At 73.4% G+C, this 23,825-nt stretch carries 18 protein-coding genes; 4 read left to right on the forward strand and 14 right to left on the reverse strand.

All coding sequences use genetic code 11. The features are described from left to right. Window positions 1–133 precede the first annotated feature (133 nt). The 7 genes from HHL19_RS33500 to HHL19_RS36915 form a co-directional block, all read right to left on the reverse strand. Window positions 134–955, reverse strand: a complete 822-nt coding sequence (locus HHL19_RS33500) for a serine protease (protein WP_169094154.1) — start codon at window positions 953–955, stop codon at window positions 134–136. A 140-nt stretch (window positions 956–1,095) separates the two neighbouring features. After that, window positions 1,096–2,649, reverse strand: coding sequence for an RNA polymerase sigma factor (locus HHL19_RS33505; protein WP_169094155.1), 1,554 nt, complete (start codon window positions 2,647–2,649; stop codon window positions 1,096–1,098). Window positions 2,650–3,029: 380 nt separating this feature from the next. Next, window positions 3,030–3,920 (reverse strand): FadR/GntR family transcriptional regulator, encoded by an 891-nt coding sequence (locus HHL19_RS33510; RefSeq protein ID WP_169094156.1) that lies wholly within the window; start codon window positions 3,918–3,920, stop codon window positions 3,030–3,032. Window positions 3,921–4,080: 160 nt separating this feature from the next. Continuing rightward, window positions 4,081–5,805: an ATP-binding cassette domain-containing protein gene (locus tag HHL19_RS33515; RefSeq protein ID WP_169094157.1), complete on the reverse strand. Its 1,725-nt coding sequence runs from the start codon at window positions 5,803–5,805 to the stop codon at window positions 4,081–4,083. A gap of 122 nt (window positions 5,806–5,927) precedes the next feature. After that, entirely contained in the window at window positions 5,928–6,689 is a 762-nt protein-coding gene (locus HHL19_RS33520) for an NUDIX domain-containing protein (protein ID WP_169094158.1), read from the reverse strand. A 108-nt stretch (window positions 6,690–6,797) separates the two neighbouring features. Next, complete coding sequence (locus tag HHL19_RS36910; protein ID WP_206325659.1) at window positions 6,798–8,855, reverse strand: glycogen debranching N-terminal domain-containing protein; 2,058 nt, start codon at window positions 8,853–8,855, stop codon at window positions 6,798–6,800. 115 nt (window positions 8,856–8,970) lie between these two features. Next, entirely contained in the window at window positions 8,971–10,380 is a 1,410-nt protein-coding gene (locus HHL19_RS36915; RefSeq protein WP_206325660.1) for a DUF4192 domain-containing protein, read from the reverse strand. 141 nt (window positions 10,381–10,521) lie between these two features. On the opposite strand from HHL19_RS36915, the gene HHL19_RS33530 reads away from it, so the two are divergent. Then, a complete protein-coding gene (locus HHL19_RS33530) occupies window positions 10,522–12,705 on the forward strand; it encodes a RecQ family ATP-dependent DNA helicase (protein WP_169094159.1) in 2,184 nt (727 codons plus the stop codon). A 228-nt stretch (window positions 12,706–12,933) separates the two neighbouring features. Next, complete coding sequence (locus tag HHL19_RS33535; RefSeq protein WP_169094160.1) at window positions 12,934–13,560, forward strand: hypothetical protein; 627 nt, start codon at window positions 12,934–12,936, stop codon at window positions 13,558–13,560. A 51-nt stretch (window positions 13,561–13,611) separates the two neighbouring features. On the opposite strand, the gene HHL19_RS33540 is transcribed toward HHL19_RS33535, so the two are convergent. From HHL19_RS33540 to HHL19_RS33560, 5 genes are all read right to left on the reverse strand, one after another. Beyond that, entirely contained in the window at window positions 13,612–14,220 is a 609-nt protein-coding gene (locus tag HHL19_RS33540) for a hypothetical protein (protein WP_169094161.1), read from the reverse strand. A 107-nt stretch (window positions 14,221–14,327) separates the two neighbouring features. Next, window positions 14,328–15,035 carry a ribonuclease HII gene (locus tag HHL19_RS33545; RefSeq protein ID WP_169094162.1) on the reverse strand — a complete coding sequence of 236 codons (708 nt, stop codon included), beginning with the start codon at window positions 15,033–15,035 and terminating at the stop codon, window positions 14,328–14,330. A gap of 330 nt (window positions 15,036–15,365) precedes the next feature. After that, a complete protein-coding gene (locus tag HHL19_RS33550) occupies window positions 15,366–16,280 on the reverse strand; it encodes an ADP-ribosylglycohydrolase family protein (protein WP_169094163.1) in 915 nt (304 codons plus the stop codon). A gap of 12 nt (window positions 16,281–16,292) precedes the next feature. Then, entirely contained in the window at window positions 16,293–16,952 is a 660-nt protein-coding gene (locus tag HHL19_RS33555) for a histidine phosphatase family protein (RefSeq protein ID WP_169094164.1), read from the reverse strand. 33 nt (window positions 16,953–16,985) lie between these two features. Further along, window positions 16,986–18,602, reverse strand: coding sequence for an ATP-binding cassette domain-containing protein (locus HHL19_RS33560; RefSeq protein ID WP_169094165.1), 1,617 nt, complete (start codon window positions 18,600–18,602; stop codon window positions 16,986–16,988). A 90-nt stretch (window positions 18,603–18,692) separates the two neighbouring features. On the opposite strand from HHL19_RS33560, the gene HHL19_RS33565 reads away from it, so the two are divergent. After that, a complete protein-coding gene (locus HHL19_RS33565) occupies window positions 18,693–19,403 on the forward strand; it encodes a TetR/AcrR family transcriptional regulator (RefSeq protein WP_206325661.1) in 711 nt (236 codons plus the stop codon). A 4-nt stretch (window positions 19,404–19,407) separates the two neighbouring features. On the opposite strand, the gene HHL19_RS33570 is transcribed toward HHL19_RS33565, so the two are convergent. After that, on the reverse strand, window positions 19,408–20,013 hold the full coding sequence (locus HHL19_RS33570; RefSeq protein WP_169094166.1) for a YdbC family protein: 606 nt from the start codon (window positions 20,011–20,013) through the stop codon (window positions 19,408–19,410). 232 nt (window positions 20,014–20,245) lie between these two features. On the opposite strand from HHL19_RS33570, the gene HHL19_RS33575 reads away from it, so the two are divergent. Further along, the gene (locus HHL19_RS33575; RefSeq protein WP_169094167.1) at window positions 20,246–20,776 is read left to right on the forward strand and encodes a TerD family protein; all 531 of its coding nucleotides are present in this window, start codon (window positions 20,246–20,248) and stop codon (window positions 20,774–20,776) included. Between the two features lie 81 nt (window positions 20,777–20,857). Here HHL19_RS33575 and HHL19_RS33580 read toward each other — a convergent pair whose 3' ends face one another. Next, window positions 20,858–23,755 carry a vitamin B12-dependent ribonucleotide reductase gene (locus HHL19_RS33580; RefSeq protein WP_169094168.1) on the reverse strand — a complete coding sequence of 966 codons (2,898 nt, stop codon included), beginning with the start codon at window positions 23,753–23,755 and terminating at the stop codon, window positions 20,858–20,860. Window positions 23,756–23,825 lie beyond the last annotated feature (70 nt).

Consider the following 23,825-nt stretch of genomic DNA (forward strand, 5'->3'; position numbering starts at 1 on the left):
GACGACGGGCGGCCATCCCCTGGACCAGGGGATGGCCGCCCGTTCTCGTACCCCCACGGCCCCGGGAGACCCCCGCGGGCCCCGCCCGCGGGCCCCGCCCGCGGGCCCCGGCCAGGGGCGGGCCGCCGTCCCGTCAGAGCCGCTCGGGCAGCACCGCGGACACCCGCGTGTAGACCCCGGGGTTCTCGGCCTGCCCGCAGCCGCTGCCCCAGGACACCAGGCCCACCAGCACCCCCCGGGCCACCAGCGGCCCGCCGCTGTCGCCCTGGCAGGCGTCCCGGCCACCCCGGGGGTCCCCGGCGCAGAGCATCGTCTCCTTGCGGTACGAGACGCCACCGAAGCCGCCCGGGTACGCCCGCTCGCACGCCCCGTCCGGGAGGACCTGGACGTGCGCGGAGCGCAGCGAGGTGGCGTAGCTGCCGTGGCCGCTCGTGTCGCCCCAGCCGTACACCTCGGCCGCCGTGCCCGGGTTCTCGGCCGCGTCCCCCCGCGCCGCCACCTTGATGACGTAGGAGCTCGGCAGGGACTCGGCGAGGGTGAGCACGGCGAGGTCGCCGGAGTTGGTCGTCGGGTCGTAGTCGGGGTTCACCCAGGTGTCCGAGATCCGCACCTCCTGCCCGCCCTGCCCGCGCAGCGCCGCCCGGCCGGCGATCACCGAGAGGTCCCGCAGCTGCCAGGGGGCGCCGCCGAGCGCCTCCCGGCTGAGGCAGTGGGCGGCGGTGAGGACCTTGGTGGGCGCGACGACGACACCGCCGCAGAACTGGCCCGCGCGCGTACCTCCGAACCGGTCACGGCTGGACAGCGCCACCACCCAGGGCGCGTCGGTGATCTCGGTCGGGCTGCCGCCCACCACGACGCTGTCGGCGGTGGCCGGGGCCGCGCCGGCCACCGCTCCGGCCACCGCCGTGATCACACCCAGGGCACCCGTCAACGCTCGGGCGAAGGGAGCACGCATGGAGCCTCCTGACTCTCCGCTGATATCCGTTCACCCAGCGTCCGGCACGGAGGGGTCCGCTGCACCCGCGAACGGCCGAAGGGCCCGGCTCCCGAGCGGGGAACCGGACCCTTCGTCCACTGCCGTGTACCTCGGACGGATCAGTCGAGGTAGTCCCGGAGGACCTGCGAGCGCGACGGGTGCCGCAGCTTCGACATCGTCTTCGACTCGATCTGGCGGATCCGCTCACGGGTCACGCCGTAGACCTTGCCGATCTCGTCGAGCGTCTTCGGCTGGCCGTCGGTGAGACCGAAGCGCATGGAGACCACGCCGGCCTCACGCTCGGAGAGCGTGTCGAGGACGGAGTGCAGCTGCTCCTGGAGGAGCGTGAAGCTGACCGCGTCGGCCGGCACGACCGCCTCGGAGTCCTCGATGAGGTCACCGAACTCGCTGTCGCCGTCCTCACCCAGGGGGGTGTGGAGGGAGATCGGCTCGCGGCCGTACTTCTGGACCTCGATGACCTTCTCGGGGGTCATGTCGAGCTCCTTGGCCAGCTCCTCCGGGGTGGGCTCGCGGCCCAGGTCCTGGAGCATCTGGCGCTGGACGCGCGCGAGCTTGTTGATGACCTCGACCATGTGCACCGGGATACGGATGGTGCGGGCCTGGTCGGCCATGGCGCGGGTGATCGCCTGACGGATCCACCAGGTGGCGTACGTGGAGAACTTGTAGCCCTTGGTGTAGTCGAACTTCTCGACCGCGCGGATCAGACCGAGGTTGCCCTCCTGGATCAGGTCCAGGAAGAGCATGCCGCGGCCGGTGTAGCGCTTGGCCAGCGAGACCACCAGACGGAGGTTGGCCTCCAGGAGGTGGTTCTTGGCGCGGCGGCCGTCCTCGGCGATGATCTCCAGCTCGCGCTTGAGCTTCGGGGCGATCTTGTCCGAGTTGGCGAGCTTGTCCTCGGCGAAGAGACCGGCCTCGATGCGCTTGGCGAGCTCGACCTCCTGCTCGGCGTTGAGGAGGGGGACCTTGCCGATCTGCTTCAGGTAGTCCTTGACCGGGTCCGCGGTGGCACCGGCGACGGCGACCTGCTGGGCGGGAGCGTCGTCCTCGTCCTCGTCGGACAGCACGAAGCCCTTGGCCTCGCCCTCGGTCTCCTCCTCGTCCTTGCCCGGCGCGACGTCCTCGATGAGCTCCTCGCCCTCGATCAGTTCGTCGTCGGACTTCTTGGACGCGGTCTTCTTGGCCGCCGTCTTCTTGGCGACGGTCTTCTTGGCCGCCGTCTTCTTGACGGCGGTCTTCTTCGCGGCCGCCTTCTTGGCGGGCGACGCGGCCTCGTCGGCCGGGTCGCCGCTCTCGGCCGCGGGGGCCGCCGAGCCGGTGGCGACGGTGGTCCTCGTCACCGTCGCCGCCCTCGCGGTGACGGTGGTCTTGGCGGCGGTGCGCTTGGCCGGGCTCTTCGCTGCTGCGCTCTTGCGGGCGCGCTTCGGCGACTCCGCTGCACTGACCATCAGCGTCACACCCTCTTCCTCGAGGATCTGATTGAGGCTGCGCAGAACATTCTTCCACTGGGTTGGCGGAATCTGGTCAGCCTCGAAGGCCCGACGCACGTCATCGCCGGCGATCTGCCCATCAGCCTTTCCCCGCTCGATGAGCGCCATCACAGACTCGGACTCGGCGATCTCCGGCGGGAGCGTACGGGATGTGCTGGCCGACACGAACAACCTCTCGGAACGATGGAAACGGCTTCCGGCCCCGCCCGAAGATCGGACCGGAGCCGACGACCGTCGACGGGGAATGTGCCGACGGCGCGGGCTGGACCGGGGAACTGCACAGCGCCTGCACCGGCTGCTGTATTCCTTCCTCGGCTGTCACCTCTTAGGTCATCGCACGGCTCGGAGGAGTGTTACGCCCAATCTTCGTGTCCCGAGTCACACCGCATACGCGACGAAAGGGGCGGAACAGTTATCAAGCGTACATTCGGCGCCGCCGGCACCCTGGCGCGGTCCGGGGAACCCGGACGGGTCCCCGGACCGCGCTCGGACCCGGCGGCACTCCGCGTGCACGCGCCCGTGCGCTTCCGACCACGGCCCGCGGGTCAGTGTTCGCGGGGGGCGGGAACGACGCGGGGCTCCACCTCGGGATGAACCGTGAGCAGCTGGCGCATGGCGGTTTCGGCGCCGACGGGGTCGCCCGCGGCGAGGGCGTCGACGATCCGGCCGTGGTGCGCCAGGCAGCTCTCGCCGGGGCGGTCACAGGCCGTGACGGGCCCGCCGGAGACCTGGAGGGCGGCGGCGACGATGCCGGAGAGGTGCTCCAGCATGCGGTTGCCGGCGAGCTGGATGAGCAGGGAGTGGAACTCGGTGTCGGCACGGGTGAAGGTGATGCCGTCGCCCTGGGCGTACGCGTGCCCCATGATCTGGACCATGTCGGCGAGGCGCTGCTGCACGTCCTCGCGGCCGTGTCCGGCGGCGAGGCGGGCGGCGAGCGGCTCGATGGTCCAACGCAGCTCGTTGAGCTCGCGCCGCTGGTCGTCGCGCTGCGGGCCGAAGGCGCGCCACTCGATGATGTCGGGGTCGAGCAGGTTCCAGTCGCTGACCGGGCGGACCCGGGTGCCGACATTGGGGCGGGCGCTGACGAGGCCCTTGGCCTCCAGGACGCGGAGCGACTCGCGCACGACGGTCCGCGAGACCTCGAAGCGCTGGCCGATCTCCTCCGGGACGAGGGGGCGGTCCGCGCCGAGGTCGCCGGAGACGATCATCTGGCCGAGCTGCTGGACGAGCTGGCCGTGCAGTCCGCGGCCCCGACTGCCGGCGGTGCGGCGGCCGACGCGGCCGAGATCCGTGTCCACCCCCTCCCAGGCGGGTGGGCCCACGCGGTCGGCGGCGGGCGCCTCCGTGTAGGGGTAGCGATCGAGATCGCCCGTGGCGCCGAGGCCGGAGTCGACGGAGCGGGCGGCGGTCATCATCGTGTGCGCAAGGGTACTCACGCATCCTTTGTCGGCGTGGCCTCCGTGGCCCTTGAGGTCTTTGGTGAAAAGCACACGAAAGGGTGATCGGCACCCCCTACACAATTGACGATTATTGGGACATAAACGGCATTACGCAAGGGAGTTGCAGCCCAAGCGGAAGACATCGGTCCGCAAGTGATCACCAACGGGCCTGCCGGCGAAGCCCGGTGAGCACATAGGTGCAGAGGAGGACCGTCAACGTGAGCGCGAGGGCCACTCCGGCGGGCTGCGCGACCACCTCGAGGACCCCGGAGATCCACCGGTCGAGCGGCGGCGCCCACCGGGGCCCGGCGAACTCGCCGAGGCGGGCCGGGAGTCCGGCGACGGACCGGACCGCGGGGCCGCTCATCACCTGCCGCAGCAGGGGGACGAAGGCGACCGGGACGAAGAGGACGGCGGCCACTCCGGCCGCCGCGGCCCGGAAGACCCCGGCACCCAGCACCCCGGCCCACGCGCAGCCGACCGAGAGTCCCAGCCAACTCGCGCCCAGCGAGGTCCAGTTGTCGGGTACGGCGATCAACTCCGGGCCGTAGAAGAGGCGGAGGGCCGCCAGATCGGCGCCCGCCACCAGCGCGCCGAGGAGCAGGGCGGCGCCCGCGGAGACGGCGAGCTTGGCGAGGAGCAGCGCCAGCCGGCGCGGCACGGCGCCCCGGCCCGCGGCGAGGGCGGGGTAGCGGTACTCCTCCCCGAAGGCGAGTGCGCCGATCAGGCCCGCGCCGAGCGCGGCGGGCGGCAACGGCAGGAGCTCGGGCCAGGCGGCGAGCACCGCCGGGAGCGGGGTGCCGCCGCCCCGCCCGAGCAGCACGGCGAGCACGGCCGACACCGCCAGGGTCCCGGTGAGGATCAGCCCCGTGGACGGTACGCCGGTGATCCGGCGCAGCTCGTACCGGAGCGGCCGCAGCGGGGAACGCACCGGCCGGCGCGCCCTGGGGAGAGGCGCGGGCGCGCCCTCCGCCGGACGCCCCACGGGCCCGGTCGCGACCGGGGCGGGGCCGTCGTCGCCCGTCTCCTCCACGAGCCGGTGGACGGGGACGCCGTGCCGGAACGCGGTGTCCCCCACCTGCGCGCAGTCGCCGCCGTAGACGAGGAGGTGGGTGCCGTCCTCCGTGTCGACCTCGACCGGGCGGCGCGCGGCCCTGGCCTCCTGGGTCACCGCGGCGGCGAGGCGGGCGGCGTGCGGGGTGCGGACGGCGACCCTCGGCCGCAGCCGGGTGCGGGCGAAGTCGCCCGCCTCCTGGGCGGCGACGAGGCGGCCGCCGTCGAGGGCGACGATGTGATCGGCGTTGCGGGCAGCGTCCTTGGGATCCCTGGTGGTGTAGAGGACGGTGCCGCCGGCCTCCGCGTGCGCGCGCAGCAGTTCGTGCAGCCGGAGCCGCTCCGCCGGGGACAGCCCGGCCCCGGGGGCGTCCAGGAGCAGGGTGTGGGGCTCCCCCAACAGGGCGGCGGCCAGGGCGAGTCTGCGATCGGCCCCGCGCGGCAGGGTGCCGAGCCGCGCCCCCTCCAGTCCGCCGAGGCCCACGTCGCGGATCACGGCGTCGGCCCGGGCGACGGGAACCCCCGCGCCCGCGGCGAGCATGCGCAACTGCCCCCGGACGGTACGGGACGGATGGCCGGGCACATCGCCGAGGACGACGCCGACCTCGCGCGCCGGCTGCGCGATCCGGCGCAGCGGCCGTCCCCGGAAGTAGGTGAGTCCGCGCCCCGGGTCGAGTTCGAGGAGCCGGCGCAGGGCGGTCGTCTTGCCGGAGCCCGGGGGGCCGACGAGGGCGGTCACGGCCCCGGTCGGGGCCTCGAAGGTCAGATCGTCCACGGCGGGCGGGCGATCGCGGCGGGGGGCACTGGTCAGTCCGATGGCCTGGAGCATCGCTTCTCTCGCGGTAGGAGTCACCGCTCCGCGGCAGGGCGGCGCTATCGCAGCAAGATAACGTTAGATTTCGGACTTTTCCCGCAGGGTTGCCGCCCTGGGGCGGCGGAGGGACTTGCTCCTCAGACCTCGGGGCGCAGCATCGGCGGGTTGAGCAGGGTCGCGCCCCCGGCCCTGAACAGCTGGGCGGGGCGGCCTCCCTGACGGGTCGTGGTTCCTCCGGTCGGGACGAGGAAGCCGGGGGTGCCGGTGACCTTGCGGTGGAAGTTGCGGGGGTCGAGCGTGACGCCCCAGACCGCCTCGTAGACCCGGCGCAGCTCGCCGACGGTGAACTCCGGCGGACAGAACGCCGTGGCGAGCGAGGAGTACTCGATCTTCGAACGGGCCCGCTCCACCCCGTCGGAGAGGATCTGGCCGTGGTCGAAGGCGAGCGCGTCCGGAGAGTCCGGGTCGGCGACCCAGGCCTGGTCGAGCAGTTTCTCCACGGGTGCCCAGCGGGCGCTGTTGGCGTCGCCGCCCGGCCGGGGCGCGGGCAGGTCGGGGGCGAGCGCGAGGTGGGCGACGCTCACCACCCGCATCCGCGGGTCGCGCCCGGGCGCCCCGTAGGTGGCGAGCTGTTCCAGGTGCGCGCCGTTGTCCGGCACCGGGGACGGCGCCGAGGGGTCGTGGGCGCGCAGCCCGGTCTCCTCGGCCAGCTCGCGCGCGGCGGCGGCGCCGAGGTCCTCGTCGTCACGGACGAAGCCTCCCGGCAGGGCCCATCTCCCCTGGAAGGGCTCCTCTCCCCTGCGGACGACCAGGGTGCACAGTGCGTGGTTCCGCACCGTGAGGACGACCAGGTCGACGGTGACAGCGAAGGGCGGGAAGGCCGACGGGTCGTAGGGCATGCCGCGATCATAGTCGTCCCTTTGACGATAAACACGCCTCGTGTGTTCTCCGCCTTCGGCCTCCTTCCCCGGTCGGGCGGGCTTCCCCGTCTCCGTGTCCGGCATGCGTCACACCCCCAGTTGCAGGGACTCGGCGGCCTCCTCGACCATACCGAGCCCGAGACGACTGACCCGCACGGCGAAGGGTTCCCCGGCGACGACGAGACCGGAGAGCCGGAGCGCTCCCAGCGGCGCGGAGGCCATGGGGTGCACGGCCACGGTCCGGCCGGGGGCGTCGGGACGGATCCCGGCCAGGGCGGCGAGCGCGTGGACCGCTCCGGCGGCGGCGACGGCCGCGGGCCGGCAGGCGGCCGGGTGCGGCACGGGGCGCGTACCCGCGGTGCGCTGCTCGCCCGCGTACATCTCGGGCAGTCGGTGGCCGAAGATTTCGGCGGCGTCGAGGAGGCCGCGCAGCAGGGAGACGGCCTCCTTCTCGTATCCGGCGGCGGCCAGTCCGGCGACGGCGACGGCCGTCTCGTGGACGCGGACGGCTCCGGCCCGGTGGCCGAAGGGGTTGTGGCCGGCTTCCTTGGCGCCGAGGCTGCGCAGTCCCCAACCGGAGTCGAGCGCGGGGGTGCCGAGGAGCCGTGCGAGCTGTTCGGTCTCCGTCCGGTCGAGCACTCCCTGGGCGTACCGGCCGCCGTCGAGGAGTCCGGTGTCGAGGAGGTGGGCGGCCCACCCGCCGAGCTGGGGCCAGGATCGTCCCTCCGCCGTCCGGGCGGCGGCGGGCCGGCCGCCGGAGAGGTCGTCGAGCCAGAACTCGGCGCGGAACCGGGTGCGCAGCGTGCGGGCTGCGTCCCGGAGCTCTTCCCCGCCGGGCCTCCCGCAGGAGTCGAGGAGGTCGGCCCCGAGCAGGGCGGCCCGGTGCGCGTGGGCCTGTGTCTCGGCCCGCCAGGGGCCGCCGGGCGCCGGGTCCGGCAGGAGCCCGTCCGCGTCGAGGCCGCGGCGCAGCCAGCCGAGGCAGCGCTCCGCCACCGGAAGGAGCTCGTCGAGTTCGGCGACGGGAAGGCCCCAGCGCCGGGCTTCGGAGAGTAGGACGGGGAAGGCGAGGGTGGCCTCGACGCCGGTGCAGCGGGGCGGGAGGTGCGGTCCCGCGTCCCGCAGCGGGCCGGGGATGCGTCCGGACTCGGTGCCGCCGGCGACCTGGGTGCGGCCGAGGGCGCGCAGGGTGGTGGCGGCGAGGCGGGTGCCGAGCGGCAGGGCCATGCGGGCCGCCCAGAGGGCCTCCGCGGTGACGGGCCCGCAGCGCCACGGGACGCCGGCCGCGAGATGGACGTCGGCGGGGTGGGCGGGATCGCGCTGGAGGAGGGCCCGCAGGTCTTCGACGGAGGCGCGGAGCAGCGCGCCCGGCCGGTGGTCGTCGCCCTCCGCCTGGACGTCGGGGAGCAGGTGTCCGCCGGGGCGGCCGCCCCCGACGGGCGCGGCGGCGCCGGGGCTCCGCTCGGCCTGGACGCGGAGGTGGAGGGTGGTGGCGGTGCCGGGGGCGAGGTCGGTTTCCCAGCGGAGGACTCCGGCCGCCGCCAGGGCGTCCGTCGGCGCGGGGTCGGCGGTGACGGCCACGGAGCGGCCGTCGGGGGCGGTCCAGCGGAGGCCGGTGCCGTGGACACTGGGCCGGAGTTCGGGGCGGGGCCGGCCGGACGCGATCGCGCCCAGCTCCGCGAGATCCGTGCCCAGAGCGACCTCCACCGGGACGCGGACGGGGCGGGGTACCGCGCTGCGGAGGGTGATCCGCTCGGATCCGTCGGCGCCTCGGGAGCGCTCGACGGTGATGCCGGGGTCGGGGCCGGTGTCACCGGGGACGCGGAGGGCGCCGACGAAGACGGCCCGGTCGGCTGCGGCGAGCCGTCCCTGGAGGGGGACGGGCTCGCGGCCGGCGACCCGCAGGACGCTACGGGAGAGCAGCCGCCGCCCCGAGGCGTACACGCCCTCCGGTCCGTGCCCGGTGAGCTGGCCGTGCTCGGGCGAGACGGCGAAGGCGGGCAGGGCGACGCAGAGCAGGGCGTCGTGGACCGGGGGGAGTTCTCCGGGGCGCGGCCCGTGGACGGCGGGGGTGCCGCCGCCGACGGGCGGCTTCCTGGCGGAGTGTTCGGTCGGGTGTCCGGGGGCCGGGACAGGGCTGAGGACCATGGGGGGTGTGGCGTGCTCTCTGTGCGATCCGGACGGCCGGCGGGGTGTCGGCGGCTCGGCTCGCCCGGCTCCGCCACAGAGGTGAACGGTCCGGTGGCGCGCGGGGTCACGGTCGTCATCGGCCGCTCCTCGTCCCGCGCCGCCCGCCGTGGTGCGGGGCGGGCCTTCCGGGCCGGGTCGCGGCCCGTCCGGCGGGCCGGACGCCGGGCCTCGCCCGCCCCCGTCCGAGCTTTTGTTGGCTGCCGTCGTGCTCCGCTCGCGGGAGCAGCGGCCTCGGTCCGGCGGTGCGGACTCCCCGCGTGCGGGTCCGGGTGCGCGTCCGGCCTCCGCGGGCGGGGGCGGCGCCCCGCCGCGCCGCCGCGGCGCGGTCCTGCTTCTCCTGGCGCAGACAGGCGCGCAGCGACTCGGGGTCGAGGCCTTCGTTGCACGCCTGGTGCAGCAGCCTCGCGAAGACGTACTCGGGATCGGCCTGGAGGGCGAGGCCGAGGGCGACGCGTGCGGTCGGTTCGTCGCCGGTCGACCAGGCGGCCCAGCCCGCGAGGGTCAGGGGCGCGGCGGCGTACTCCTCGTAGGGGGAGACACAGCGCCGGGCGAGGACGCGCCACAGCCGCAGGGCCGCGGCGCCTTCGGGGCCCTCCATCCATTCGGCGAGCCGGTCGCGGGTGGCGCGGTCCTGGAGCCCCAGGATCACGGCCGCCGCCTCGCCGGGGTCGACGCGGGCGTCGTCGTCCGCCTCGACCGCGGCCCGGCCCCGGCGGGCGCCGTCCTCCCCGATCCGGCGCGGCGGCTCGGCGAACCTGCCGAGGAGCCGGCCGGCGAGGGCCAGGGTGGTCTCGCGGAGCTCCGCCCGGGCGTGCTCCTCCGCGCCGTCGACGACGCGGGGGACGATCGCGGCCGCGGCCGCGTCGAGGGCGGCGCGCTGCTCCGTCTCGCCGGGTGCCCCGGTGGGCCTGAACGCGGCCTCCATTTCCCGCAGCGAGCCCCGTACCTGGATTCCCGCGTAGGCGGCGGCCGCCGCCATGACCGAGGTGCCGGCGAGGGCGAGCGGGGTGCCCTCCGGCGGGCAGCAGCGGGTGTCGGGGCAGCAGTACGAGAAGTGGCGGCCGCCGGAGATGCACAGCACCTCGTAGACGGGGATGTCGAGGGCTCCGCAGGCGGTCCTGAGGCGCTGGGAGAGGGGCCTCAGCCGCTCGTGGACCTGGCGCGCGGTCTCGCCCGGCCGCGGGTCCTGGCAGAGGAAGCCGACGATGCCGTCCGGTGGCGTGGTGCGCTTGGCGGACGTCTCGACGAGGCATTCGGCGAGGTGGTCCGCGGTGGAGTCCCACTCGCCGGGCGAGCGGGGAATGCCGACCCTGATCCGGCCGCCGAAGCGGCCGTTCGCTCCGTGCAGGGCGACGAGCACGATCGAGTCGGTCGGGTGGAAGCCGAGCACGAACGGCAGGGCGTCGGCGAGCTCGGAGGGGCTGCGCAGGGTGATCTGGCGGCCTCGGGTGGATGCGTTGATCTCGTGGTGGTTCGCGTTCATGGCGAGGACCGTCTCGTGATCTCCGATTTCCGACAACCCCTGTGGATAACTCTGTAGATACAGTCTGATGATCCGATATGCACTGTCCACAGATCGCCGCCTCGTTCGCCGAATGTCCGAGGCATCGGGTTGCATGGACGCATGACCCACGCAGACCCCCCGGAAGACCGCGCCGCGCTCCGCGCCACCGCCGACGTCGTACTGGCCCGACTCGTCGGAGACCCGACCGGCACGGCGAGACTCCGCGAGGACCAGTGGCGCGCCATCGAGGCGCTGGTCGCCGACCACCGCCGGGCACTGGTGGTGCAGCGGACCGGCTGGGGCAAGTCCGCCGTCTACTTCGTCGCGACCTCCCTGCTGCGCGAGCGCGGCAGCGGCCCCACGGTCATCGTCTCCCCGCTGCTCGCCCTCATGCGCAACCAGGTGGACGCGGCGGCCCGGGCGGGCATCCGCGCCCGCACGATCAACTCGTCGAACACCGAGGAGTGGGAGAGCGTCCACGACGAGGTCGCGGCCGGCGAGGTCGACGTCCTGCTCGTCTCCCCCGAGCGGCTCAACAACCCGGACTTCCGCGACCAGGTCCTGCCGCGGCTGGCCGCCGCCACGGGTCTCCTCGTGGTGGACGAGGCCCACTGCATCTCCGACTGGGGTCACGACTTCAGGCCGGACTACCGGCGGCTGCGCACCATGCTGGCCGACCTCCCGGCCGGCGTGCCGGTGCTCGCCACCACCGCGACGGCGAACGCCCGGGTGACCGCGGACGTCGCCGAGCAGCTCGGCACCGGCGCGGGCACCGACGCCCTCGTCCTGCGCGGCCCGCTGGACCGCGAGTCCCTCAGCCTCGGCGTGGTCACCCTGCCGGACGCGGCCCACCGGCTGGCCTGGCTCGCCGACCACCTCGACGAGCTGCCCGGCTCCGGGATCATCTACACGCTGACCGTCGCGGCCGCCGAGGAGGTCACCGCCTACCTCCGCCAGTGCGGCCACACGGTCGCCTCGTACACGGGGCGGACGGAGAACGCGGACCGCCAGCAGGCCGAGGACGACCTGCTGGCGAACCGCGTCAAGGCGCTGGTGGCGACCTCGGCGCTCGGCATGGGCTTCGACAAGCCGGACCTCGGCTTCGTCGTCCACCTCGGGTCGCCGTCCTCGCCGATCGCCTACTACCAGCAGGTCGGCCGCGCCGGACGCGGCGTGGAGCACGCGGAGGTGCTGCTGCTCCCCGGCAAGGAGGACGAGGCGATCTGGCGGTACTTCGCCTCCGTCGCCTTCCCGCCCGAGGAGCAGGTGCGCCGGACCCTGGACGTCCTCGCCGCCGCGGGCCGACCGCTGTCGCTGCCCGCCCTCGAGCCCCTGGTCGAGCTGCGCCGGACCCGACTGGAGACCATGCTCAAGGTCCTCGACGTGGACGGGGCCGTCCACCGGGTCAAGGGCGGCTGGGAGAGCACCGGCCGGCCCTGGGTCTACGACACCGAGCGGTACGCGTGGGTGGCCCGGCAGCGGTCGGCGGAGCAGCAGGCGATGCGCGAGTACGCCACCACGACGGGGTGCCGGATGGAGTTCCTGCGGCGCCGACTCGACGACGAGGAGGCCGCGCCCTGCGGCCGCTGCGACAACTGCGCGGGCCCGCGGTTCGACCCGAAGGTGACGGACGCGGCGCTGGACGCCGCCAAGGGCGAGCTGGGCCGCCCGGGCGTGGACGTGGAGCCCCGCCGGATGTGGCCGACGGGTCTGGCCGCCGCCGGCGTCGACCTGAAGGGTCGGATCCCGGCCGGTGAGCAGGCCTCCGGCGGCCGTGCCCTGGGGCGCCTCTCGGACATCGGCTGGGGGAACCGGCTCCGGCCGCTGCTGACCGACACGGCGCCGGACGGCCCGGTGCCGGACGACGTGGTGCAGGCGGTGGTCCAGGTGCTCGCCGACTGGGCGAAGGGGCCCGGTGGTTGGGCGTCCGGTGCCTCCGACGCGCCGGCCCGTCCCGCCGGGGTGGTGACCGTCGCCTCGCGCCGGCGGCCCGCCCTGGTCGGCTCGCTCGGTGCCCGGATCGCCGAGATCGGCCGGATGCCCCTGCTCGGAGCGGTGGAGTACGCCCCCGAGGCGGAGGACCTCCGTCTGTCGCGCACCAACAGCGCCCAGCGCGTCATCGGACTCCATCGGGCCCTGGAGATTCCGCCCGCGCTCGCGGAGCGGGTGGCCTCGGCGGGCGGCCCCGTACTCCTCGTGGACGACCTGTCCGACACGGGCTGGACCCTGGCCGTGGCCGCGCGGCTGCTGCGGCGCTCGGGAGCGGACGGAGTCTTTCCCCTGGTGCTGGCCGTCCAGGGATGAGAAGGGTCGGGGAACGGCGAGTGAATACCGGGTAACTGGGCAGGGATATCAGTGGCATAACGGTTCATTACCGTCAGCCGCCTCAATTGCTCGTTGCCGCCCCCGCTCGGGCCACGCCAGAATTGGGGAACCGCCCCACACGGCTCGAAGCGGTCCGGAAGGACTGTGCCGTGCTGCGCCCTCACCCGACCTTGCCCGCCTCGCGGGCGCGTATCCGAAGGGAGGACCGTGACCCTCGGATTCGCTCCGTCCGCCACCTCGCTCGGCTCGAACCCGGCCTCCGCGAGCCGTCTCGCCCGGATGCTGGAGCCGGCCGACTGGGCCGCGGCCGGAATTCCCTTGCTGGGCAGTCCTCGTGAGGTCGTGAGCGGACTGCACTCCCGCCATCGGCCGCAGCCCACGACCGCGGTCGTGGCGGTGCTCGACCACGAGGAGCGGCTCACCGCGAGCGCCTCGTTCACGCGTCGCCCCGGCCCCGCCGACGGCTGGGAGTTCCGGAACGCGCTCCTCGCCCATCTGCGGCGGGTGGTCCCGCACGACCTCCGTCGGCGCGCCCCCGTCCGGACGGCGGTGCTCGTCTACTGCCGGGACGGCGACGAGCGCTGGACGGAGGAGGACGGGGCCTGGATGTGGGGGCTCCGGGACGCCTGCACGCTCCACGGGCTGCGGTGCGGCGCGTACATCACCCTGACCAAGGCCGGCTGGCAGGTCTTCGGCGAGGGCCGGGGCGGCCGCCGGCCGAGCTCGGACTCCACGCCGCTGGCGTTGGGCGAGCCGACCGGCGAGCTCGGTCACCTCGCGCCGCGGACGGCGGGCGGGGCGGCCGAGCCGCTGCGCAGGGCAGCGGCGCGCTGAACTCCCCGGCCGCTCCGCCGGGCCGTTTCCGGTCCGGCGGAGGCGCGACCGTCAGACTCCGGCGCCGAGGAGCGCGGTGACCCGCTCCGGGTCGCCGCAGACCACGAGCAGGGCACCCGCGCGGGACCGGGCGACCGGCAGGGCGCGGGCGGCCACGTCGTCACCGCCGTTGACGGCGACGATCACCACGGGGCGGGCGGCCACCCGGTCCACCGAGGCGGCGTCCGCGAAGAACACGTCCTCGGCGGTGTCCTGTTGGGCCCAGTAGGACGCCTCACCGAAGGACAGCTCGTGCGCGGCCCACGGGTGGCGCTCGCCGGTGGTGAGCACCAGGACCTCGCCGGGCGCCCTGCCGCTGTCGAGCAGCAGGTCGAGGGCCTCCTCGGCGGCGTCGAGGGCACCGTCGGCCGGAGCCGGGATGAGCTGGAGTTGCGGGTTGTCGCCGCCGGAACGATTCTCCGGACGGTTCTTGGGTGCGGGCGGACCTGGCACGGGCCGCTGGGCCGGCGGCGCGGGGCGAGCCTGACCGGGACGCGGGGAGGCCGCCGAACGGGGGCCGGGTACGGGACGTGGGGTCGGCGCGGGACGGCCGGCGGCCGCGGTGGCGCTAGGACCCTGGGCGCTCTCGTGAATCTGAGGCTCCTCGGGAGGGAGAGGCATGGGTTGATGTCTATCAAATGCCGTTTCGGACGGCACCGTCGGGTGGGCGCACAGGGGCGCCCCCCGGCCCGCCGGGACCGCGTCGGTGAGGTCCCGGGACCGGAAGATCAGAAGTCGAAGCCGAGTTGGCCCCCGCTCTGCAGAGCGGCCGCCTCGGCGGAGAGGCGGACCTTCTTGAGGTGGCGCCATCGGGGCATGGCGTCCAGGTAGGACCAGGAGAGCCGGTGGTACGGGGTGGGACCCAGCTCTTCGAGGACGGCCTTGTGGACGGGCGAAGGGTAGCCCGCGTTGGCGCCGAAGCCGTAGCCGGCGCAGCCGGGGGCGGCCTCCAGATCGGCCATCATGGCGTCCCGCCGCACCTTGGCGATCACCGAGGCGGCGGCGACGGCGATGCAGGACTGGTCGCCCTTGATCACCGTGCGCACCTGCCAGGGGCTGCCGAGGTAGTCGTGCTTGCCGTCGAGGATCACCGCGTCGGGGCGGACCGGGAGGCCTTCGAGCGCCCGGACCGCCGCGAGGCGCAGGGCCGCGGTCATCCCGAGTTCGTCGATCTCCTGCGGGGACGCCTCGCCGAGCGCGTAGGCGGTCACCCAGCGCTCCAGCTCGGCGGCGAGGGCGGTACGCCGCTTCGGAGCGATCAGCTTGGAGTCGGTCAGGCCCTCGGGCGGACGGCGCAGGCCGGTGACGGCCGCGCACACGGTGACGGGCCCGGCCCATGCCCCGCGTCCGACCTCGTCCACCCCGGCGACGATCTTGGCGCCGGTGGTGGCTCGGAGCGACCGCTCGACGGTGTGGGTGGGAGGTTCGTACGGCATGGCGCCTGACAGGTTACGCCGCCTGGTACCGCGTGCGGTACCCGGATTCCCGTCAGGCACTCCTCTCCCGCGGCGCGGGCCCGGTCAGCCTGGTACCGAGCGGACCTGCGGCGCCATGATCCGGCCGAGGGCACCGGCCGTCTCGCCGTCGCCCTCTTCGCTGCCGCACACCTTCGAGATGCCGAAGACAGCGGTCTCGACCGTGGCACGGCGGGGTACGGCCGCCGCCGCGTCGCACTCGTGAAGGACCGCGCGCAGGGTGGGGCCGCTGTCTCGTTGTCTGACGGCGGGAGAGTCCGGACCCGTGCGGGTCCGGAACCTCCGTCGCGTTCAGTTCCGGGCCGTCGCCGGCGGTACCCAGGAAGGAAGGGCCTCGGTCCGGTCCAGCCATTCGGCCGGGGGCGCGCCCGTGGCACCGGAGGCCACCACTCCACCGGCGATCGCACAGGTCGTGTCGACGTCCCCGCCGACCTGGGCCGTCGTCCAGAACGTCGTCTCGAAGTCGCCCAGGCCGCGGGCGGCCGACCAGAGGGCGAAGGGCACCGTGTCGTGGGCGCTGGTGCGCCGTCCGCTGCCGAGTACGGCGGCGACGGTCCCGGCGTCGCCGTAGTCCAGCATGTCGCGGGCCCGGCGCAGTCCCGCGCCGACCGCGCTGCGCGGGACCAGGGCGACGACCCCGTCGAGCAGCGCCTCCGGCGTGGGGGGACCGGCCGGATCGGCCGCGAGGGCGGCGGCCGCCGCGACGGCCATGGCGCCGACCACGGCCTCGCGGTGCTGGTGGGTGGGGTAGGCGGAGATCTCGGCCTGATGGGTGGCCTGTTCGGGGTCGTCGGCGTACCAGGCGCCGAGCGGGGCGATGCGCATCGCGGCGCCGTTGCCCCAGGATCCCTGGCCGTTGAAGAGGGCCGCGGACAGCTCGCGCCAGTCGCCGCCTTCCCTGATCAGCCGGAGCATCCGGTTGACGGCGGGGCCGTAGCCGCGGTCGAAGTCGTGGTGGTCGGCGAAGGAGGCGGCCAGGGCGTCCTGGTCGATGCGGTCGTGTCGGGCGAGGACGGCCAGGACGGAGCAGGCCATCTCCGTGTCGTCGGTCCACTGCCAGGAACCCGGCGGCAGTTCGCGCCGCTTCAGCAGGGGGTAGTGCGCGGGGACGAAGAACTGGGAGCCCAGTGCGTCCCCCACGGCCAGTCCGCGCAGACTGGCGAGGGCGCGGTCGAAGCGCCGGTCGAATGAGGAGTCAGCGGTCATCGGTGCGCCACTCTATCCGGTGGGACCGTACGGTTCCGGGGTACACCAGCGTTCGAACGGGCGGTCAAGTCGGTAGCGTCCGCCCTTCCCGAGCGTCAGGACCCGGGTCTCCGCGTTGCCCGGGTTCGACAGCGATTCGAATTCGGCGACGCTCCAGTGGAACCACCGCATGCAGAAGAGACGCATGGTCAGTCCATGGGTGATGAGCAGGACGTTCGGCGGATGGTCGGGCGCCTCGAAGCTGCGGTAGAGGCTCTCCAGGAACGCCCCGACCCGGTCGTACACATCGGCTCCGGACTCCCCTTGCGCGAAGCGGTAGAAGAAGTGGCCGTACGCGTCCCGGTAGACCTTCTGGAGGCGTACGTCCTCCCGGTCCTGCCAGTTGCCCCAGTCCTGCTCCCTCAGCCGGGGCTCCTCGCGGACCCTGACCTGCCCCGGTGGCAGCCGGAAGGCCTGCAGGGTCTCGTGGGTGCGGCGGTACGGCGAGACGTACACGCTGACCGCCTCGTCGCCGAAGAGCTCCCGGAGCTCCTCCCCCGTCGCCTCCGCCTGCCGCCGGCCGGTCGCAGTGAGCCGGAGGGCGTGGTCGGGCTCCCGTTCGTAGACGGTGTCGTCGACGTTGCCTTCGGACTCCCCGTGCCGTACGAGGACGATGCGCCGCGGTCGTGCCATGGTCCGACCCTAGAGGGAGCCGCCCCGTGCGGCTCAATCGAGGAGGCGACCGGAGTCCATCCGGCGTATCCGCCCGGTGAACCTCCGCCGCAGTTCACGGTCGTGCGAGACCACGACAAGGGCGCCGGGCCACTCCTCCAGGGCCTGCTCCAGCTCCTCGACCAGGCCGAGGGCGAGGTGGTTGGCGGGCTCGTCGAGGAGCAGCAGGTCCGCGGGGCGGGCGAGCAGCCGGGCGAGCGCGAGTCTGCGCAGCTGTCCCGCCGAGAGGGCTCCCACGGGCACGAGGAGGTCGTCCGGCCGGAACAGTCCGTACGACAGGAGCCGTTCGGCCAGGCCCTCTTCGTCGAGCCCGAGCCCCAGTCCGTGACCGAAGGCGGTGAGCAGCGGCTCGGCCGGGCGCGGGACGGCGACCTCCTGGGCGAGGTGGCCGATCCGGCCCCGGCGACGGACCTCTCCCCTGTCGGGGAGGAGGGAGCCTGCCATGACGCGGAGCAGGGTGGACTTGCCCGCGCCGTTGCCCCCGTGGACGAGGAGCCGCTCGCCCGCCCGGAGGGTGAGGGTGTCGACCGCGAGCCGTTCGCCGACCCGGACCCCGTCCAGGGCGAGCAGTTCACCCTGGACCGCGCCCGTCTCGGGACGTGCGGTGAAGGAGAGGGGCGGGGCCGGTTCGGAGACCGGGTTCTCGCCGAGGCGGCGGAGGCGCTCCCGGGCGTTGCGGACACGCCCCGAGACGGATGCCTGGACGCGGCCGCCGGCCCGGTCGTAGGCCATCTTGTTGTTGTCCTTCATGACGCGGCCCGCCGCGACGGCGTGGGCCGCGCCCGCCGCGTACACCTCCAGGCGCTCGGTCTCGGCGCGCCATTCGTCGTACTCCTGCCGGCGGCGCCGGCGGGTGGCCTCGCGTGCGGCGCGGAATCCGGTGTACCCCTCGCCGTGGCGGACGAGGCTCCGCAGGTCGGCGTCGACCTCGACGAGGGTGGTGGTGACCCGTTCCAGGAAGACGCGGTCGTGGGAGACGGCGACGACGGTCCCGCGGTGGCCGCGGAGGGATTCCTCCAGCCAGTCGAGGGCCGACGCGTCGAGGTGGTTGGTGGGTTCGTCGAGCAGCAGGACCTCGGGCGCGGAGGCCACGGCGACGGCGATGCCGAGCCGGGCCTGCTCCCCTCCGGAGAGACTGCCGAGCCGGCGCTCCCGGGGGATGTGGGCGATCCCGAGGGCGTGGAGCGCCTTGTCGACACGGGCGTCGGCCTCGTATCCGCCGCGGAGCTCGTAGGCGGTGAGCAGGTCTCCGTACGCGGCGAGGTCTTCGGCGGTCGCCTGGTCCAGACGGGCTTCGAGGGCGCGCAGGCGCGCCTCCATGGCGCGGAACTCGGCGAGCGCCGCGTCGACGGCGTCGGCCACGGTGTCCTCCGGGGGCAGTTCGGGGGTCTGGCGGACGAGCCGCAGTCCCCCGTCGGCCAGGGCGGTCACGCGGCCCTCGTCCGGCGCGACGGCGCCGGCGAGGAGGTGGAGGAGGGTGGACTTGCCGGCGCCGTTCTCCCCCACGATCCCGACCCGCTCGCCGGGGCGGACGGAGAGCGAGACGCGGTCGAGGAGTATCCGCTCCCCTCGGGAGACGGTGACGTCGTGGAGCGAGATCTGTGCGGGCATGACACCTCCGGCGAATCGGCAAACACAACCCTAGTTGCGTTAACGGCGAGTGTGGCACACTCGGAATCACTAACGCAACGGGAGTGGCAATTGAACGACTCGATCGAGGACCCCGACGCCGCCGCCTCCGCGCCCGGCCCCGCCCCGGGCAGCCGGCGCCCCGGCGGACGCACCGCCCGCACCCGGGCCGCCGTCCGCGACGCCGTCCTGACCGGGCTGGCCGAGCACGGCTACCCCTCCCTGACGGTGGAGTACCTGGCGGAGCACTCGGGCGTGCACAAGACGACGCTCTACCGCCGCTGGGGCAGCGTGGAGGGCATGGTGGCCGACGCCCTCGACCTCGCCGGGGAGGACGAGTGGACCCCGCCCGACACCGGCAGCCTCGCCGGTGACCTGCGCGCCCTCGCCCACGAGGTCGTCGAGGGCTTCCGCGACCCGGCGGACGCCGCCGCGCCCACCGCGTTCGTCGGCGCCGCCTTCCAGTCACCGCGCGCGGCGGACGCCCTGCGCGCGTTCTACGGCGAGAGGTTCCGCCGCTGCGAGACGGTCGTGACCCGGGCGGTCGACCGGGGCGAGGCACCCGTCGGCACCGACGCCGGCGCTGTGGTCCGCGCGGTCTCCGCCCCGCTCTTCCTCCGCCTCTTCGTCACCCGCGAAGCCGTCGACGAACGGCTGGCGGACCAGGCGGCGGACGCGGCGCTCGCGGCCGTGACGGCAGGCGTCTTCACCGGTCCGGACGGAGGACCGGCCCGAAGACCGGCCGCCGCCGCGGACCCCCGCCCGGCCCCCCGCGAGGGCTGAACGCTCAGACGGTCCAGGTGGGTTCGAGGCGCACCACGTCACCCGAGAGCGCGGCCACGTCGGCCTCGGTCTGCGCCCGCAGGCCGAGGCGCTCCACCCGCTCCTCGCGGTACTTGCCGTGCTCGGCGGCGGAGTTCCAGAGCGAGAGGACCAGGAACTCGTGACCGGGCGACTCCCCGAACAGCCCCCGGAGCATGCCCGGCGACCCGGCCATCGCCGGGTTCCACACCTTCTCCTGCATCAGGGCGAAGTGCTCCACCCGCTCCTCGTGGACACGGCAGTGCGCCACCCGCGCCACGTCCGCGTCGGCGAACTTCGGCTCGAAACCGGTCTTCACGTCGAAGCGGTGATCGAAGAGCCTGACCTGTGCGTCCTTGAACGTACCGGACTGCGCGGCGGCCAGCCGGTCGTGCGAGCGGGCCATGAAGGAGTCGTAGAAGGCCCGGCTCTCCCAGAAGGAGAAGACGTGCGCGATCTCGGGACGGGCCCGGCTCCAGCCACCGCCCTGCCCCCGGAACCCCGGCTCCCCGAGCAGCCCCGCCCACTTCCGCTGTCCCCGCTCGAACCCTCGACGGTCCACGACGGCGCAGCGAATCCACTTGACCAGCACCGCGCCATCGTACGGGTCGGAAGAGCGCCCCGGCAGACCGTCACCACAGATGGGCGATCCGGCATGAGCCCTCGTCAGGACCCATGCCATTCCGGCCAGTCGGGCATCGAGTTCCGGCATGAACGCACCCCGCGGGCGGGAACGGCCCGCACGACTGTCGTACCCGCGTGACACCATGAGGAGAGACCCGGGGCCGAGGGTCTTCACGGAGACACGGGGAAGGGGAGGCATCGTGAGCGGACTCAGCAAGGGCGTCGGCAAGGTGGAGGTGGCGCTCAAGTGGGATCCGGCGCCGGCGGGCGCGCCCGCGCACGACCTGGATCTCGTCGCCGCCGTCTTCACCGCCGAGGACCCCCACGGCGCGCCCGCGCAGCTGGTCCACTTCGACAGCCGCTCCCCCGACGGGACGATCACCCTCCTCCGCGACAGCCGCACGGGGCAGGGGTTCGGCTATGACGAGGCGATGACGCTCGAACTGGATCGGCTGGCCGTGCGGTACGGCCGCGTGGTGGTCGGCGTGGTGATACAGCAGGGCGGCGGCCGGGTGACCTTCGGCCGGATCGCCCGGACCTCGGTCCGGGTCCGCGAGGGCTACACCGAGCTGCTGACGTACGACTTCGGCGGCGTCGCCGACGCCACCGCCGCGACCGTCGTCGAATTCGTCCGCGACGCCTCGGCCGGCTGGACCTTCCGCCCCCTGCAGCGGGGCTTCGACACGGACCCGCAGTCCTTCGGCTCCCTGATGGGCACGGCGCGCGCCTGAGCCCGCCCGCTCCGGGCACGCCGAAGGGGACCGGCCGTGGGCCGGTCCCCTTCGTCAGTCACGCGTCAGCCGCGGCAGCCGTCAGCTGCAGCCACTGGTCGAGCCGCAGCCCTCGCAGATGTAGCAGGAGCCGGCGCGCTGCATCTTCGTGCCGCAGGAGAAGCAGAGCGGGGCGTCGGCGCTGATGCCGAGCTGCATCTCGACCAGCTCCGCCGAGGTGTGCGCCTGCTTCGGGGCCGGGATCTCGGCCTTGGCCGCGGGGGCCGGGGCGGCGACGGCCTTCAGCTCCGTGGCGACCGGGGCGGACTGGGCCAGGCCCTCGACGTCGACCTCGTCCTCGGACTGCTCGTAGGAGCCGGTCTCCAGGTGACGCTGACGCTCCTCGGCGGAGTGGATGCCGAGCGCGGAGCGGGTCTCGAAGGGCAGGAAGTCCAGCGCCAGGCGGCGGAAGATGTAGTCGACGATCGACTGCGCCATCCGGACGTCCGGGTCGTCGGTCATGCCGGCCGGCTCGAAGCGCATGTTGGTGAACTTCGAGACGTACGTCTCCAGCGGGACGCCGTACTGCAGACCGACGGAGACGGCGATGGAGAAGGCGTCCATCATGCCCGCCAGGGTCGAGCCCTGCTTCGACATCTTCAGGAAGACCTCGCCGAGACCGTCGTCCGGGTAGGAGTTGGCGGTCATGTAGCCCTCGGCGCCACCGACGGTGAAGGAGGTGGTGATCCCCGGGCGGCCCTTCGGGAGGCGCTTGCGGACCGGGCGGTACTCGACGACCTTCTCGACGGCCTCGCGGATCGTCGCCTCGGTCTTCGCGGTCACCTCGGCCTTCTCGTCCTCCTTCTTCTTGGCGGAGAGCGGCTGGCCGACCTTGCAGTTGTCGCGGTAGATCGCGAGCGCCTTGACGCCCATCTTCCACGCCTCGAAGTAGACCTCCTCGACGTCCTCGACCGTGGCCGTCTCCGGCAGGTTGACGGTCTTGGAGAGGGCGCCGGAGATCCAGGGCTGGATGGCGGCCATCATGCGGACGTGGCCCATCGCGGAGATGGAGCGCTCGCCCATGGCGCAGTCGAAGACCTCGTAGTGCTCGGTCTTCAGGCCCGGGGCGTCGATCACATTGCCGTGCTCGGCGATGTGGGCGACGATCGCCTCGATCTGCTCCTCCTGGTAGCCCAGGCGGCGCAGGGCCTGCGGGACGGTGCCGTTGACGATCTGCATCGAGCCGCCGCCGACGAGCTTCTTGAACTTGACCAGGGCGAGGTCGGGCTCGAGGCCGGTGGTGTCGCAGGACATCGCGAGACCGATGGTGCCGGTCGGGGCGATGACCGACGCCTGCGCGTTGCGGAAGCCGTTCTTGGCGCCGAGGCGGATCACGTCCTGCCAGGCCTCCGTGGCGGCGGCCCAGATCGGCGAGTCCAGGTCGTCCATGCGGACGGCCTTGTCGTTGGCGTCGGCGTGCTGCTTCATGACGCGCTGGTGCGGCTCGGCGTTGCGGGCGTAGCCGTCGTAGGCGCCGACGACACCGGCGAGCTCGGCGGAGCGCTTGTACGAGGTGCCGGTCATCAGGGAGGAGATGGCGCCGGCGAGGGCGCGGCCGCCCTCGGAGTCGTACGCGTGGCCGGTCGCCATCAGCAGGGCGCCGAGGTTGGCGTAGCCGATGCCGAGCTGGCGGAAGGCGCGGGTGTTCTCGCCGATCTTCTGGGTCGGGAAGTCGGCGAAGCAGATGGAGATGTCCATCGCGGTGATGACGAGCTCGACGACCTTGGCGAAGCGCTCGACGTCGAAGGACTGGTTGCCCTTGCCGTCGTCCTTGAGGAACTTCATGAGGTTCAGCGAGGCGAGGTTGCAGGACGTGTTGTCCAGGTGCATGTACTCGCTGCACGGGTTCGAGCCGTTGATGCGGCCGGACTCGGGGCAGGTGTGCCAGTGGTTGATCGTGTCGTCGTACTGGATGCCCGGGTCGGCGCAGGCCCACGCGGCCTCGGCCATCTTGCGGAAGAGCGACTTGGCGTCGACCTTCTCGATGACCTCGCCGGTCATGCGGGCCCGCAGCCCGAAGGTGCCGCCGGACTCCACGGCCTTCATGAACTCGTCGTTCACGCGGACGGAGTTGTTGGCGTTCTGGTACTGGACGGACGTGATGTCGTCGCCGCCCAGGTCCATGTCGAAGCCCGCGTCGCGCAGCGCGCGGATCTTCTCCTCCTCCTTGACCTTGGTCTCGATGAAGTTCTCGATGTCGGGGTGGTCGACGTCGAGGATGACCATCTTGGCGGCGCGGCGGGTGGCGCCACCGGACTTGATCGTTCCCGCGGAGGCGTCGGCGCCGCGCATGAAGGAGACCGGGCCGGAGGCGTTGCCGCCGGAGGAGAGCAGCTCCTTGGAGGAGCGGATACGGGAGAGGTTCAGGCCGGCGCCGGAGCCGCCCTTGAAGATCATGCCCTCTTCCTTGTACCAGTCGAGGATCGACTCCATGGAGTCGTCGACGGACAGGATGAAGCAGGCGGAGACCTGCTGGGGCTGCGGCGTGCCGACGTTGAACCAGACCGGCGAGTTGAAGCTGAAGATCTGGTGGAGGAGGGCGTAGGTGAGCTCGTGCTCGAAGATCTCCGCGTCGGCGGGCGAGGCGAAGTAGCCGTGGTCCTCGCCGGCCTTCGTGTAGGTCTTCACGATGCGGTCGATGAGCTGCTTCAGACCGGTCTCGCGCTGCGGGGTGCCGACGGCCCCGCGAAAGTACTTGCTGGTGACGATGTTGACCGCGTTCACCGACCAGAAGTCGGGGAACTCGACGCCGCGCTGCTCGAAGTTGATCGAGCCGTCGCGCCAGTTGGTCATGACGACGTCCCGGCGCTCCCAGTTCACCTCGTCGTACGGATGCACGCCGGGGGTGGTGTGGATGCGCTCGATCCGCAGGCCCTTGCTCGCCGCCTTGGCTCCCTTGGTGCGGGAACCACGTGCCGGGCCGCTCGCCGTCTCTGTCATGCCGCCTCCCATATACGGGCAAAACACCCTTTGGCGCCCAGATAATCCCAGAGCACCGTCTTCTGTACTA

Source organism: Streptomyces sp. R302, from assembly GCF_012927245.1.
Taxonomy (GTDB): Bacteria; Actinomycetota; Actinomycetes; order Streptomycetales; family Streptomycetaceae; genus Streptomyces.